Origin of the sequence: Helicobacter macacae MIT 99-5501 (genome assembly GCF_000507845.1) — a bacterium.
In the GTDB taxonomy this organism is placed as follows: domain Bacteria; phylum Campylobacterota; class Campylobacteria; order Campylobacterales; family Helicobacteraceae; genus Helicobacter_B; species Helicobacter_B macacae.
The window spans coordinates 1,088,929-1,102,065 of sequence record NZ_KI669454.1 but is presented as its reverse complement, the minus strand read 5'-3'; the positions used below and the strand labels follow the sequence as shown (position 1 = coordinate 1,102,065).

General features: G+C 40.9%; 12 protein-coding genes and 1 tRNA gene. 2 read left to right on the top strand and 11 right to left on the bottom strand.

The genetic code is table 11. The features are described 5' to 3' along the window. Positions 1 to 294 precede the first annotated feature (294 nt). Positions 295 to 1,392 (top strand): tetratricopeptide repeat protein, encoded by a 1,098-nt coding sequence (locus HMPREF2086_RS12360; RefSeq protein WP_148374499.1) that lies wholly within the window; start codon positions 295 to 297, stop codon positions 1,390 to 1,392. An 85-nt stretch (positions 1,393 to 1,477) separates the two neighbouring features. Here HMPREF2086_RS12360 and thiH read toward each other — a convergent pair whose 3' ends face one another. The 6 genes from thiH to HMPREF2086_RS10770 all read right to left on the bottom strand — a co-directional run bounded on the left by thiH (position 1,478) and on the right by HMPREF2086_RS10770 (position 6,203). Further along, complete coding sequence (gene thiH / locus HMPREF2086_RS04835) at positions 1,478 to 2,662, bottom strand: 2-iminoacetate synthase ThiH (RefSeq protein WP_023927644.1); 1,185 nt, start codon at positions 2,660 to 2,662, stop codon at positions 1,478 to 1,480. 116 nt (positions 2,663 to 2,778) lie between these two features. Beyond that, positions 2,779 to 3,699, bottom strand: coding sequence for a thiazole synthase (locus HMPREF2086_RS04830; RefSeq protein ID WP_023927643.1), 921 nt, complete (start codon positions 3,697 to 3,699; stop codon positions 2,779 to 2,781). Positions 3,700 to 3,788: 89 nt separating this feature from the next. Further along, positions 3,789 to 4,598 carry a thiamine biosynthesis protein ThiF gene (gene thiF, locus HMPREF2086_RS04825; protein WP_023927642.1) on the bottom strand — a complete coding sequence of 270 codons (810 nt, stop codon included), beginning with the start codon at positions 4,596 to 4,598 and terminating at the stop codon, positions 3,789 to 3,791. 44 nt (positions 4,599 to 4,642) lie between these two features. Next, positions 4,643 to 4,834, bottom strand: coding sequence for a sulfur carrier protein ThiS (thiS, locus tag HMPREF2086_RS04820; RefSeq protein ID WP_023927641.1), 192 nt, complete (start codon positions 4,832 to 4,834; stop codon positions 4,643 to 4,645). A gap of 148 nt (positions 4,835 to 4,982) precedes the next feature. Next, positions 4,983 to 5,070, bottom strand: a tRNA-Ser gene (locus HMPREF2086_RS04815). Positions 5,071 to 5,237: 167 nt separating this feature from the next. Continuing rightward, positions 5,238 to 6,203: a purine nucleoside phosphorylase YfiH/LACC1 family protein gene (locus tag HMPREF2086_RS10770; RefSeq protein WP_023927639.1), complete on the bottom strand. Its 966-nt coding sequence runs from the start codon at positions 6,201 to 6,203 to the stop codon at positions 5,238 to 5,240. 149 nt (positions 6,204 to 6,352) lie between these two features. Between HMPREF2086_RS10770 and HMPREF2086_RS10765 the strand changes: the two genes are divergently transcribed. Next, positions 6,353 to 6,760 carry a hypothetical protein gene (locus HMPREF2086_RS10765; protein ID WP_023927638.1) on the top strand — a complete coding sequence of 136 codons (408 nt, stop codon included), beginning with the start codon at positions 6,353 to 6,355 and terminating at the stop codon, positions 6,758 to 6,760. A 187-nt stretch (positions 6,761 to 6,947) separates the two neighbouring features. On the opposite strand, the gene hemC is transcribed toward HMPREF2086_RS10765, so the two are convergent. The 5 genes from hemC to HMPREF2086_RS04780 form a co-directional block, all read right to left on the bottom strand. Beyond that, positions 6,948 to 7,949 (bottom strand): hydroxymethylbilane synthase, encoded by a 1,002-nt coding sequence (gene hemC, locus HMPREF2086_RS04800; protein ID WP_023927637.1) that lies wholly within the window; start codon positions 7,947 to 7,949, stop codon positions 6,948 to 6,950. Next, positions 7,942 to 8,418: an FxsA family protein gene (locus tag HMPREF2086_RS04795; RefSeq protein WP_023927636.1), complete on the bottom strand. Its 477-nt coding sequence runs from the start codon at positions 8,416 to 8,418 to the stop codon at positions 7,942 to 7,944. Before HMPREF2086_RS04795 ends, hemC begins: the two co-directional genes overlap by 8 nt. A 103-nt stretch (positions 8,419 to 8,521) precedes the next feature. Beyond that, complete coding sequence (locus HMPREF2086_RS04790; RefSeq protein WP_023927634.1) at positions 8,522 to 10,417, bottom strand: proline--tRNA ligase; 1,896 nt, start codon at positions 10,415 to 10,417, stop codon at positions 8,522 to 8,524. An 80-nt stretch (positions 10,418 to 10,497) separates the two neighbouring features. Continuing rightward, positions 10,498 to 12,060, bottom strand: coding sequence for a glutamyl-tRNA reductase (hemA, locus tag HMPREF2086_RS04785; RefSeq protein WP_023927633.1), 1,563 nt, complete (start codon positions 12,058 to 12,060; stop codon positions 10,498 to 10,500). Then, positions 12,060 to 13,121 (bottom strand): polyprenyl synthetase family protein, encoded by a 1,062-nt coding sequence (locus HMPREF2086_RS04780; protein ID WP_034561077.1) that lies wholly within the window; start codon positions 13,119 to 13,121, stop codon positions 12,060 to 12,062. The genes hemA and HMPREF2086_RS04780 overlap by 1 nt, the downstream gene beginning before the upstream one ends. Positions 13,122 to 13,137: the final 16 nt, after the last annotated feature.

The window sequence follows — 13,137 nt, the reverse complement described above, 5'->3', positions numbered from 1 at the left end:
TATATAAGGTTTTTGTTTGTGGCGCAAACATTACTAGGACTTAGCAAAGGAACGGCTTTTGCTAGAATCCTTAGAAATCAAACAAGCAGGCAAATGCCACAAAATGCACAAATGGAGCGCAGTATGAGAGAAGTCAAAGAGACAAAAAGGATTTTATTAGCGGTAGCTTTGCTAGGGATTATAGGCGTGCTATCTATGGGCATAAGCCACGCAGATGAAGCACAAGAGCCAAACCAAAATGGCAGGTTTACTTATGGGCTTGATAGGGATTTGAGCGAAGATGAGCTAGCACAAATGGGCTCACAATATGATGATAAAAATCTCCCCCCACCCTCGCAAAACCCAGCACTAAATGGCAATACGCCTACCGCGCAAGGAAATGGTAATGGCAATGGTAATGGTGGTAATGGAGATGCCACCCAAGCAAATAATGGCACAAATGGAGCGCAACCACAGCAATCAAACCTACTTCCGCACGAATATCCCTCTGCTGATAGGCTTACCTCGCCAGATATTCCCACAGCACAGCTAAAAGCGGGGATAGAATTTGCCAAAAGTGGCGACTACCAAAACGCCTATGATTCTTTCAAAAAGTCTTGCAAGGGTGGAAATCCTAGCGGGTGCTTTGCCATAGGAACTATGTATGCCACAGGAAAGGGCGTAGATACCAATATCCGCCGCGCCAAAAAATATTATGAAATCGGTTGCTCTGCAGGCGACCCTACCTCTTGCACCAATCTAGCAATGCTATATAATGATGACAAAACTGCGACAAAAGATGACAAAGAGTTAGCCGCACAATACTATATGAGTGCGTGTGAGGGAGGAGATGCTATAGCGTGCAATAATCTAGGATTTATGTATGCAAATGGCGATGGAATGGCAAAGGACTTTTTCACTGCGATAAAATACTATAAACTAGCTTGCGAGGGGGGAAGCAATCTAGGTTGTTACAATCTAGGCTTACTAAGCAATACCAAAAACATATATGGCAAGAAAAAATCCGAGCTAAGCCAAGCAGACCTAAACTACGCCGCGTGCAATGCAGGAGATATAGTAGGGTGTAGCAATCTAGGGTGGATGTATGCAAATGGCGTAGATGATGTCCCTCTAAGCTATGCCTATGCAGCGAAGTATTTTAAAAGAGCGTGTGAAGCGCGAGATGTCAAGTCGTGTAGCAATCTAGGCGTGCTATACCAAAAAGGGCTAGGTGTTACCCAAGATACAAAATACGCACTTGACTTATACACCTACTCGTGCAATGCAGGACTACAACAAGCTTGCGATAACTATCGCATACTAAAAGAAGACTTGCATATCAATCCAAAGCCAACTTACAACATAAAACCTCGTCCAAACAAGCAAAGGCAGTCTTCTGTCTATAAGAGATAGGGATTTTTGGCTTTTTTAGATTTTTTATAAAATCTACCTCACAAATATGCCATATAAATATTCCCTACAAAAGGCTTGCACAAATCTACCCTACAAAGACACTATCGCTCATCACAGGTTGGAGATGAGCGATTTTTAGCATAGATAAAATCTCTTCCACGCTACGATTATCGCTTATGCTAAATTGCTCATCTCCCTTTTTTTCGGCGTCATCGCCACGGGATTTTTTCTCCTCCGCGCTTCGCTCTCCTATCGCCACAGATACTCCTGCAGAGATTTTGTTTGCACCTAGTTTTATGACATTGTTGCGAAATCTCGCCCCCTCCCTGCTAGAAATCGTAATACTTGCATAAGGCAAAAAGAGGCGATACGCGCATAGCACTTGCAAAAGCCTAGATTCTGTAACGGCTTTTGGGTGGATTTTGGGGTTATTTATGATAGGGCGCAAGCGAGGAATTGATAGCGCGATTTCTGCGTGTGGGTATTTGCGCTGCAAAAAATACGCGTGCAGAGCGCAGCTTAGCGCGTCTTTGCGAAAATCATCTATGCCAAGCAATGCACCAAATCCAACACCTCTCATTCCTGCTCGCAACGCCCTCTCTTGTGCATAAAACCGATATGCAAACGCCCTCTTTTCGCCCTCTATGTGGATTCTAGCGTATTTTTTGGGGCAATAAGTTTCTTGAAAAAGCGTTACAAAATCACAGCCACTTTTGTGTAGCAGCTCATATTCATCAACATTTAGTGCGTAAATCTCCACGCCTATGACTTTGAAATACTGCTTTGCTAGCTCGCAGGACTTGGCTATGTATTCTACGCTTGCGTATTCTCTACCCTCGCCACATAGAAACAAAACTTCTTGCAAGCCACTTTTGGCGATGATTTCTAGCTCGGCTTTGATTTCGTCATATTCTAGTTTTGCGCGTTTGATTTTATTCCCCTTTTGAAATCCACAATACACGCATTTACTTGCACAATGATTGCTAAGATAAAGCGGGGTAAAGACATTTATGGAGTTGCCAAAGTAGGATTTCACTCTTTTTTGAGCTTGGGTGGCGATTTCTTCTAAAAAAGGCTGTGCTGCTGGACTTAGTAGGGCGCATAAATCGCCAATATCTAGGTAGTGCTTGCTAAGCGCGGATTTTACTTCTTTTGAGCTATAAGCATCAGGGTTGTAGGATTCTCTTATCTCAAGCACGCACTCTAAAATATTAGAATCAATGTCTTGCATTGTGCTTTGAAATTCCCATACACTGCTAGGATTTACCATTTTTATCCTTTATCTAAAATCTTGTCTAAAATAGTGTGCAAAAAAAAGCGTGTAAAAATACAAAATCACTAAAATTTATCCCTACAAAAGCAATCCTAAAAAATGATTTTACAAAATCAATCTTGCAAAAAACTTGTAAGTGGGCTAGGCTTGCTTGCAGGCGAAATGTCTTCTATCGGCGAAGAGGGCGTAGGAGCGGATTCTTGCGCTAAGCCCGCAAGATAAGCTAGCCTACCCGCCTCTATACCTAGCCTAAAAGCGTGTGCCATCTGTGCTATGTCTTTGGCATTAGCAATGGCTGTGTTTGCCATTATCGCGCTTACGCCCATCTGCATAGCTTCGCAGGCTTGGGCTGGAGAGCCTATACCTGCATCTACAATGATTGGCAAATCTATCTCACGAAGCAAAATCTCTATAAACGCCTTTGTTTGTAAGCCTTTGTTTGTGCCGATAGGTGCGCCAAGTGGCATTATCGCGCACGCTCCTGCGTTTGCCATATCTCGCGCAGCATACAGCTCTGGATACATATAAACAAGTGGAGTAAAGCCCTCTTTTGCTAGCATTTCAGTAGCTTTGGCACTTTCATAATTATCTGGCAAAAGATATTTGCTATCGCTTATGACTTCGACTTTGACTAAATCGCTTTGGCAGATTTCGCGCGCCAAAAGGGCGATACGCAAAGCCTCTTTGGCATTTCTAGCACCGCTTGTGTTGGGCAGTAGTGTGATATTTGGCGGGATAAAATCTAGGATATTTTCTAGCCCACCACGATTTGTTCGGCGCAAAGCAAGGGTGATGATTTGGGCTTTTGCTTGCTTGATAGCAGAATCTATAAGATGAAGTGAGTATTTGCCCGAGCCAAGTATGAAGCGCGAGCTAAATGAATATTTGCCAAGACGCAAAATATCGCTAGATTTTGCAAAATCTACTTGCCTGATAGAATCTAGTTTTGTGGAATCTAGCGAGGTTGTAGAATCTGTTTGCCTTGTGGAATCTATGGAAGTTGTATTGTTTTTTTTGTCGCTTGTTTTACTCATTTTTTTACCTTTTATCGTAGTAGTTTTGTCGCTTTATAAGTTTGCTTTTGTAGATTTTCCTCACAATCCCCGCTTCATAATCCCTTGCTTCATAATCCATTTTGGGCACACAAAATCTCTAGCACAAGGTTTGCCTGATGAGCAGCACAAATATTTACACGCGGGCTCATAAGTCCTCTGCCATAGCCTGCTGCACTAAGCAAATCCCCACAAATATAAAATCTATCGTTGATTTTGCGTGTTTGTATCGCGTTTGAGTCCCCATAGCCTGCTAGCCCACTAGCACATATCAGCGTGGAGTCTGGAAAGTGTGTGTGAAAATTCTGGGCAAGCATAGCTTTGGCGAAAGGATTATCAAACGCTTCACACACGATTTCACAGCCCTCAAAAAGTGTTGGGATATTGCTAGGCTCAATTTTGGTAGTGAAAATCTGCGTAGTGATAAAAGGGTTTATCTCTTTTATGTGAGAGCGTAGAGCTTGAGTTTTTAGCTTGCCTAAGTCGCTTATGTTGTAGGCTTGTCGGTTTAGATTGCTAGGCTCGATAATGTCAAAATCAATCAACACCAAATGCCCAACCCCGCTTCTAGCTAGCATTATTGCAATATGTGAGCCAAGCCCTCCAAGCCCGCATATTGCTACTTTTGCTTGCTTTAGGGCGTTGTGCACTTTTGGTGTGTGTCGTGCGCTCATCATTGATTCTAATGCGTCTTGTGGAGGCATTTTCCCTTTTGGGATACACCACAGCTCATCGCCATTTTCTAGCGTTTTTGCTTCTTTGCTTGCAAAGCCATTTACTATCCACACATCGTTTTCATCGCAGTTTTGGCTAGTAAAAAAACTTAGGGAATCTGTGATTTTGGTTTGGTGCTTTTTGCCATTAAATAGTATATTTTTCATTGTGTTGCTTTAGTGTTGTGTTAGATTTGCTCTGCATTTGGGGATTATCCACCACCTACAAAGCTAAGGATTTCTACCTTATCGCCCTGCTTAAAAATCACTTTTTCAAACTCATCTTTTGGGACAATTTTGCCATTTAGCTCTAGGGCGATAAGCGCGGGGTTTAGTCCCTTTAGCTCTAAATATTCCATAAGGCTAAGGCTTTTTTGCGTGAAATTTTCTCCATTTATACACATAGATAAACTCCTTAATGCTAGAAGCAAATTCCCTACTATCACACTTTTTGGGCACACTTTTTGGGAATCTTGTAAGATTTTTTAAGAAAAGTTTTTAGACTTTTATTTCTCAAAGTATGTCTAATGTATTTTGCAAGTTGCTTAAATATGGCAGAGAGGAAGGGATTCGAACCCTCGAAAGCTTGCACTTTACACGCGTTCCAGGCGTGCTCCTTCAACCACTCGGACACCTCTCTAAAATGCGCTAATCAAACCGCAAAAAAACGCGCAACACTTCACTTGTGCTAGCTAAAAATCTAGCACTAATAAAACCTCGCTATTATATACAAAATAAGCAATTTTTATGCAGATTTTAGGCAAAATAGCGCGTTTTGCTTTTGTGAAACCCCGTGCAAGGAAGCAATTATCTTAGGCTTACAAAAAGCCCAAATCTACCCGTTTGTATGAGAGTTTTCTCACAACTTTCACTTGTCTTTTGGCTACGGATTTGCGCTTTTTGCCCTCTGCTTTCTTTATATGCTCTGCGATATGAAAAAAGCCTATCCTCACAGCAGCTACACACTTCCAAAACCTCGATATTCTCACGAAAAATCCCAGCCCTATCGCACTCATCTAGCAGCATCAAAATCAAATCCAAAAAATATTTCCCACTTCTTTTTTCTATGTATTTTTTGCCAAAATCTTTTTGTATTTGGATTGCCAAATCCTCCCCCACCTCATAGCAACATTTTCGTATAGACGCCCCGATAAATACACGCAGATTTTGCGTCTTTGCGCCATTTGCAAGCAGTGTGTTTATGCCGTTTGTAAGGATATGAGCACATACTCCTGCCCTACCCGCGTGAAGTGCGACAAACGCACCATTTACGCAATCAAAAATCAACACAGGATTGCAATCAGCCACCAAAATAAGCGCGACTAGGTTTTTATGTGTGCAAAAAATCCCATCGCCCTGCCCTAAATTGCATTCTTGCAGATTGTGTTGATTTTGCAAGTTTTGCGCTGAATCGGTGGCTTTGTCATAATCCGTTTTATCACACGCTAGAATCATACTTGAGTGGATTTGATTGCAAAAGATAAGCGTTTTTTGCGGAAAATAAGTAGAGAGAATCTTAGCGCGATTATGGGCTACATTTGTGGGATTATCGCGTGTATGATAGGCTAGATTTAGACTATGATATGGAGGAGTGCTTACCCCACAAAGCCTAGAAGTCAGCACAAAATCAATCTCACAATCCCTAAAAACCGCGCTTTGCTTGCTTGAGAAAAATACGGATTCATCGCTATTGCTGGACTTATCACTATGTGATATTTTTTGCTTTGGTGTTTTTTGGGTTGTTTTTGTGATTGCTATATTTTGGGGTGGCATTTTTTACCTTTTTTTAAGATTTTGGCAAATTTTACAATATTTTTTATGCTAGAATTTTGCTTATTTTGCTTTATTTTGGCTAGGCGCAAAGATTTTAGGCAAAGCTAAAGAAGCCAAAATGTTTAGGACAACACAAATAAAGGGGATTTATGAAGCACTTTTATCGGTTTTATCACAAGTTTTTTTGCAAGATTTTTTGTGGGGTTTTTGCAGTTGTGTTGCTAGGTATATCGCCAGCACTTGCTGATTGGCAAATGTTTAGCGATGGCGTGGATACATATTTGTTTAACACCCAAAATGGCGATGTGTATGTGAGGTTTAGAAAAGGTGGCAAAAACTATGAAGATGTCTTTGTCAAAATGCCAGCGGGAGTTCGCCCACAAAGCAAATCTACAAAGCAGCCAAGCCCACAGCCCAAACCCACAATCACCCCACCAAATCAAGCGCAAAATCAAAATAATGAAATCACTCAAGCCCAGCGACTAGAAGCGATAAAAAAATCTCAAGAAATAATGAGTAAAAGCCTAGATTCTAGCGGAATTGATACGGGTTTTTAGCAAAAAGATTCTATCAAATATGCAAAAAATAGAGATATTTTCTGCAAAAGGGCTATGCGCTACCTCGTTTATTAAAACAAAATTCAAAAGACTTTTTCAAAAAATTCACTACCTTTGTTTTATGAAAAAACTTCGTTTGCTAATTTGTGCCTAAACTACTTCATTGCTTCAAGGCAACAAAACAATATCACCCCCAAAAGCTAAGGGCTTCTTGTAAAATCTCTTTCGCACCTTGTGCTATCATTTTGTCTGCTAGATTTTTTGCCATATCATTTGCTGTTTTTTGTAGCTCTAGCAAAGATTTTTGCGAGCATTTTTGTGGAATCTCTTTGATAGATATTTCTAGAGATTCTCTTAGTATTTTTTCTCCGCTTGGTATCCCCACTATTGCATTTATCTTGAGTAAATCTACTTTGTGAGAATCACTCACTATCTTGCAGTGAACGCCAATAGGGACTTGACACCCGCCATCTAGAGCGCGGATAAACTCCCTCTCCGCGCTAGCACATATCATCGCTTCTTTGTCGCTTAGTTTTTCTAGCAGCGAGGTTATCTTTTCATCATTTCTGCACTCTATGCCAAGTGCTGCTTGCCCCATAGCAGGTATCATCTCATCTACTTCAAAAGCCGTAATATGCGGGATTTGCTCATTTGTTATACCTAGTCTTTTTAGCCCAGCAGCTGCTAGCATTATGGCGTGAAATTCGCCAGATTCTAGCTTTTTTAGCCTTGTTTGGACATTGCCCCTAAGGGATAGTGCTTCCAAATCAGGGCGTTTGGCAAGTATTTGCATCGTGCGTCTTAGCGAGGTTGTGCCTACTTTTGCGCCTTGTGGAAGAGAATCTAAGCTTTCATACTTATAGCTTAGCAAGCAGTCTCGCACATCTTCGCGCTTGGTTATGCTAGCTAGAGTTAGCCCACTTGGTAGCTCCACAGGCACATCTTTTAGCGAATGCACTGCTAAGTCAATCTCCCCACTTAGCAACAGCTCTTCTAGCTCTTTGGTAAAAAGCCCTTTGCCACCGATTTTGGCAAGGGGAACATCTAGGATTTTATCGCCTTTGGTTTTTACTATTTTTAAGGTAGATTCTACTCCTAGCTCGGCTTTTAGTCGCGATTTGATATGCTCGGCTTGCCATAGTGCGAGTGCGCTACCACGAGTGCCGATTATGAATTTTTTGCTAGTCATTTTTATCCTTTTGTATCGCCTTATTTTGCTTGCTAGATTCCTCAATGATTTCCACCTCGATAATGTCCTCATCGCTAGGTTTTTCATTGAAGTGAAAATCCTCTCGCGCACGATAGTCGCGCACAAAATCACTAGGTTTTGGCTGGGATACAAAGCTAGCCACAACGCAGATAATCCCCACACTATCGCTTAGTAACCCCGGTGCTATAAGCAAAATCGCTCCCAAAAAAAACAACATATTACTTTTTAGCAAATCCAAAATCCGCCCCTCATACACAAAATGTATAATCTCATTTAGCGAGGAGCTAAGGGAGCGAGTGCGGGAATTCCAAAGCCAAAGCCCAGCAATCCCGCTAAAAACAATTTCACAAAAAAGGCTAAAAAACCCAAAATAACTAACCCAAATACTAAAGCTAAGTAGCTCAAAAGCAATGTAGCCTATGAGAAAAAATAGTGCTAGTGTCGGCATTTACACTTCCTTTTAGTTGTTTTTTTAAGACACTTTTTAGCAAAGCTAGCAGAGATTTTATAGTTTTTGAATTCTGCTTTATTAGATTTTCTAGCAAAAATATTTATTTTATCATTTTTAGAATCTGCTCTAATGCTTTGGCAGAATCTATCTCACTTTTTTGCAAACCATCTCGTTTAATGATTTCTACGCGGTTTGATTCTAATCCTTTGCCAATAAGTGCAGCAAAATTTGCCACACCCATAAGCTCAAAATCTGCCATTTTCGCACCAAATCGCAAATCCCTATCATCTAGCGCGACTTCTACACCCACTTGCTTTAAGCTCTCATATAGCGCGTATCCAAAGTCATATTGGGCTTTGTCTTTGGCATTTGCAATGATGATTACAACCTTAAAAGGAGCGGTGCTAGCACTCCATACACAGCCCTTATCATCGGCTTTTTGCTCCAATATCGCACTTAGAATTCTGCTAATTCCTATGCCATAGCAGCCCATTATGAAAGGCTTTTCTTTGCCATTTTCATCTAAAAATTTCGCCTGCAATGGAGCAGAATACTTTGTCCCAAGTTTGAAAATATGCCCGATTTCAATGCCTTTTTTGTGCGCTAGCTCCGCCCCACAGCAAGCGCAAATATCCCCCTGCCTTACCACTGCCAAATCCGCAAAGCAAAGATTTTCAAACAAATCCAAATCCACGCCCACGAAGTGCTTTTCACGCTCATTTGCGCCACATATCATCTCGCTTGCCCCGCGCAAATCCTCATCAAAAATAATCGCTTTTTCCCCGACAATCGTCCTCAAGCTATAAGCACCAATGCTACCTGCGATAAGCCCTAAATTTTCTAGCTCACTTTGACTTGCTTCAAGTAGCTCTAGTGCTTCAAAGCCATTTGCATTTAGCGCGTTTAGTGCCTTTGTCTCTTCTAGCTCGTCATCGCCACGCAAGAAAAATACAGCAAAATCCTCTCTAGAATTTTTGCTAGATTCTGCACTATCATTATTTGCAGATTCTAGTTTGGAATTTTTTGATTTTGTCTCTTTTGTATTCTCTTTTTTTGCTACATTTTCTTTATTTTCTTTATTTTCTTTATTTGCTTGGCTTTCTTGGCTTGATTTTTTGGTGTATTTTTTTACAACTGCTTTGATACTCCAAAAAGGCTCAATATGAAAAAACGCACACAAATCACTAATGCTTTTCACATTTGGAGTAGAGAATTTAGCAAAATCTGCTTTTGGTGGCAAGATTTCCTCGCCCTTTTCATTACGCGGTGGCAGTCTTTTTGCCCTTTTTGCTACTTCTAGGTTTGCTGCGTATTGGCAAGATTTGCACACCACAAGTGTATCCTCCCCACTATCTGCCAATACCATAAATTCCTTGCTACCACTCCCACCTATCGCGCCACTATCTGCCTCCACACAGCGAAAATCTAGCCCCAAATCGCTAAAAATCTCGCTATATGTCTTGTGCATAAGGATAAATTCCCTATCCAAATCCACATCGTTTGAGTGAAAGCTATATCCATCTTTCATTATGAATTCTCGTGTGCGGAGTAGCCCAAAGCGCGGTCGTAGCTCATCGCGAAATTTCAGCTGGATTTGATAGAGATTTAGCGGTAAGGATTTGTAAGACTTTATGTATGTCCTAGCTAGCTCTGTGATACTCTCCTCGTGCGTGGGAGCGAGCAAAAATGGTGCGTTTTTTCTATCGCTAAATCGCAATAGCTCTTTGCCATATTGCTCGCTTCGTCCGCTTCTATCCCATAGTTCTTTTGGCGTTACAAAACTTAGCAAAACTTCTTGCGCTCCTGCTTGTTGTAGCCTTTTTCGCACGATAGATTCTATCTTTTTTAGCACGATATTGCCTAGCGGGAGAAAATTATAGATTCCGCTCCCTAGCTGGTGGATATAGCCTGCTCGCACGAGGTATTGATGACTTTTTAGGATTGCATCTTTTGGGGATTCTTTTGAAGTGGGTAGTAGCGTTTTTGAAAAAAGCATTTCTGTCCTTTTTGTTTTTGTCCTCTTAAAAATCTTAGTTAAGTTTTTTTGTGCTTTTATGAAATATATGGCACAACGAATTAGGGCATAGAAGTTGTGTCATATTCGCATTTGTAGCGATTGACAAAATCCGCTCTTTTGCTTTGGTTTGTATTTTGTGATTCTTTTGATTCTTGTGTAGAATCTACTTTAAAAAACCTTTTTGCCCTTGATTCTATCTCTTTTCTAGTTTGATTTTTTGCTTTTTCACTTTCCCTTGCTTGCTTTTTGTCCTGTGGCAATTCCTCAAACACTCTCTTTGTTGCTTCAATGATGCTATCGCCCTCTTCATTATTTGCTAGCTCTTTTAGCATTAGCGTAGGATTGTGCAAAAACACATTAAATGCGTTGTGTAGTATGATTTTTACTTCTTCTTGTAGCTCTTTTGGGAGATAGCCTTTTTTGATAGCTCTTTGCAATTCTTGCAGACTTGCTTCTTTGGCATTTTCTCGCATAGTCTTTATAAGTGGCAACACATCAAAGCTCTGCACCCACGAAAAATACTCACCCACCGCGTTGCCAATGATAGCATAGGCTTGATGGGCTTGGATTTTTTTGCCGACTAGATTTTCATCTATGGTGCGTTTTAAATCATCTACACAAAAGATATGCAAGCCTTTTGGAATGCTCGCCACTTCGATATTTCTAGGCACAGATAAATCAAACCACGCTCGTTTGAAATCCCTAGATTTTGCTTCTTTTATGATAGCTTTGCTAGCCCCCGTAGCACAAAACACAAGTGTAAAATCATCTAGCGTGGATTCTATGCTTGTATAGTCCAAAACCGTGATATTGCTAATGTCTTTGCCCTCTTCTTGCAATTCGCACACAAAATTGCTTGCATTCTCTTGTGTGCGATTGGTAAAGGCAATAGATATAGGACAATCAAGCAAATGCCTAACCACAAGCCTGCCCATTTCCCCTGCGCCGATGATAAGTGCACTTATTTGTGGATTTTTTAATTTTTTTGGTGTTGTATCTTTGTCATTTTCTCTTATAAATCCCAATGCTCTCTTTACTGCCACAGAAGCCACAGATAGAGAGGTTTTGCCGATTTGAGTTTGGCTTCTCACCCTCCCACCACAGCGAAAAGCAAAGTGTGCTAAGCGAGTGATTTCTTGTCCGCACACACCCAAGTCATAGCATAGCTTATACGCGCTTTTTATTTGTCCTACGATTTGTGTCTCTCCTATGACTACACTATCTAGCCCGCTAACCACGCTAAAAAGGTGGTGCAGGGCTTCTGCATTTTGAGCGATTTTGCAGTGTTTTTCTAGCTCTTTTAGTGGGATTTTTCTAGAAGTGGCAAAGCTATCAAGCACGGCAGTGATGCACTCTTGCGGGCTGTGTGTGATTATGTAGAATTCTACACGATTGCAAGTGCTAAGGAGAAGGATTTCTTTTAAGCTTTGGACTTTTGCTTTTAGGGACAAAAGAAAATCTTGTATTGAACCTTTTTTGTAGGAGTTTTTTTGAAATGGTTCGTTTGCATTGTTTTGCGCAAAATCGCTTGCAAAGTCATTGGCAGGGAAAGCTAGTTTTTCGCGTAACTCTATTGGCGTGTTTTTGTGCGAAAAACTTAGGGCTAGGTATTGCACTTGCATTAAAAACTCCTCTCTATCATTGAAGTTGCGATTTGCTCTAGCGTGGCATTGCGCTCATCTTGTATCGCATTTAGGGCTTTTGTGATAAAATCTTTTGCGATATTTTGGCACTTTTGTATGGTGTTTTGCTCACAAAAAGCATTTCTAAACCACTCTATCGCCACGCTATCTCGGGCATAAAAATGAGCCAAAAACTCCTCTTTTTTGTGAGAATCTAGCTCGCAGTATAGCAAAATGTATGGCAAAGTGCTTTTTCCCTCGCGCAAATCATTCATATTTGGCTTGCCCAAAGTCGCTTCATCTTGGGTAATGTCTAGCACATCATCAACAATTTGAAAAGCTAGCCCTAGATTTTTGCCATATTCATAGTATTTAGCAGAATCAAGCCCTGCCAAAATCGCGCTAGATTCTGCGCTAGAGGCGATAAGGGAGGCGGTTTTATCCTCCAAAATCTTGTAATACACTTCTAGGCTTGGCTGAAAATCACGCGAGTAAAGCACATCATCAATTTCCCCTCTAGAGAGAGCGCACACGGCGTTTGAGACACTTTTGGCAATGGCTTGTGGAAAATCAGCTAGATAAAAATAAGCTCGTGAATACAGCACATCACCTAGCATAATGGCATTTTTATCGCCAAATGAAGCATTTACACTTGGCACACCCCTGCGTGTGTGCGCTTCATCTATGACATCATCGTGCAGCAAAGAGGCGCATTGTATTAGCTCAATGATAGCACAAAGACTAATAGCACAATCTAAAATGCTAGAATCTTTAGATAAGCCTTGAGTAGAATCCGCCTTAGAATTTACTTTTTTGGAATTTGTTTTTTTAGAATCCTCTTTGGAATCATCTTTAAAACTTACTTTGGAATCCCCTCTAAAGTCTTTAGCAAAATCCACTTTTGATGATTCCAAAATAGCCAAAATCAGTTTGCTTCGTAGCATTTTGCCAGATTTTATGCTAGAGTAGATTTTATCAATGTTTGGACTTTTTAGGCTAGCTATCCACTCATCACACCGCCTACGCACACACTCCAAAATCTCTGCGCTATCTTGTTTCATATCTTGCCCCATATTT

What these genes read in the sequence shown, in the direction of transcription:
- hemA (WP_023927633.1), bottom strand. Translation starts at nt 12,060, where the DNA reads ATGCAAGTGCAATACCTAGCCCTAAGTTTTTCGCACAAAAACACGCCA.
- HMPREF2086_RS04780 (WP_034561077.1), bottom strand. Translation starts at nt 13,121, where the DNA reads ATGAAACAAGATAGCGCAGAGATTTTGGAGTGTGTGCGTAGGCGGTGT.
- HMPREF2086_RS04795 (WP_023927636.1), bottom strand. Translation starts at nt 8,418, where the DNA reads ATGCCGACACTAGCACTATTTTTTCTCATAGGCTACATTGCTTTTGAG.
- thiF (WP_023927642.1), bottom strand. Translation starts at nt 4,598, where the DNA reads ATGAAAAATATACTATTTAATGGCAAAAAGCACCAAACCAAAATCACA.
- thiS (WP_023927641.1), bottom strand. Translation starts at nt 4,834, where the DNA reads ATGTGTATAAATGGAGAAAATTTCACGCAAAAAAGCCTTAGCCTTATG.
- HMPREF2086_RS10765 (WP_023927638.1), top strand. Translation starts at nt 6,353, where the DNA reads ATGAAGCACTTTTATCGGTTTTATCACAAGTTTTTTTGCAAGATTTTT.
- HMPREF2086_RS10770 (WP_023927639.1), bottom strand. Translation starts at nt 6,203, where the DNA reads ATGCCACCCCAAAATATAGCAATCACAAAAACAACCCAAAAAACACCA.
- HMPREF2086_RS12360 (WP_148374499.1), top strand. Translation starts at nt 295, where the DNA reads ATGGGCTCACAATATGATGATAAAAATCTCCCCCCACCCTCGCAAAAC.
- HMPREF2086_RS04830 (WP_023927643.1), bottom strand. Translation starts at nt 3,699, where the DNA reads ATGAGTAAAACAAGCGACAAAAAAAACAATACAACTTCCATAGATTCC.
- thiH (WP_023927644.1), bottom strand. Translation starts at nt 2,662, where the DNA reads ATGGTAAATCCTAGCAGTGTATGGGAATTTCAAAGCACAATGCAAGAC.
- HMPREF2086_RS04790 (WP_023927634.1), bottom strand. Translation starts at nt 10,417, where the DNA reads ATGCTTTTTTCAAAAACGCTACTACCCACTTCAAAAGAATCCCCAAAA.
- hemC (WP_023927637.1), bottom strand. Translation starts at nt 7,949, where the DNA reads ATGACTAGCAAAAAATTCATAATCGGCACTCGTGGTAGCGCACTCGCA.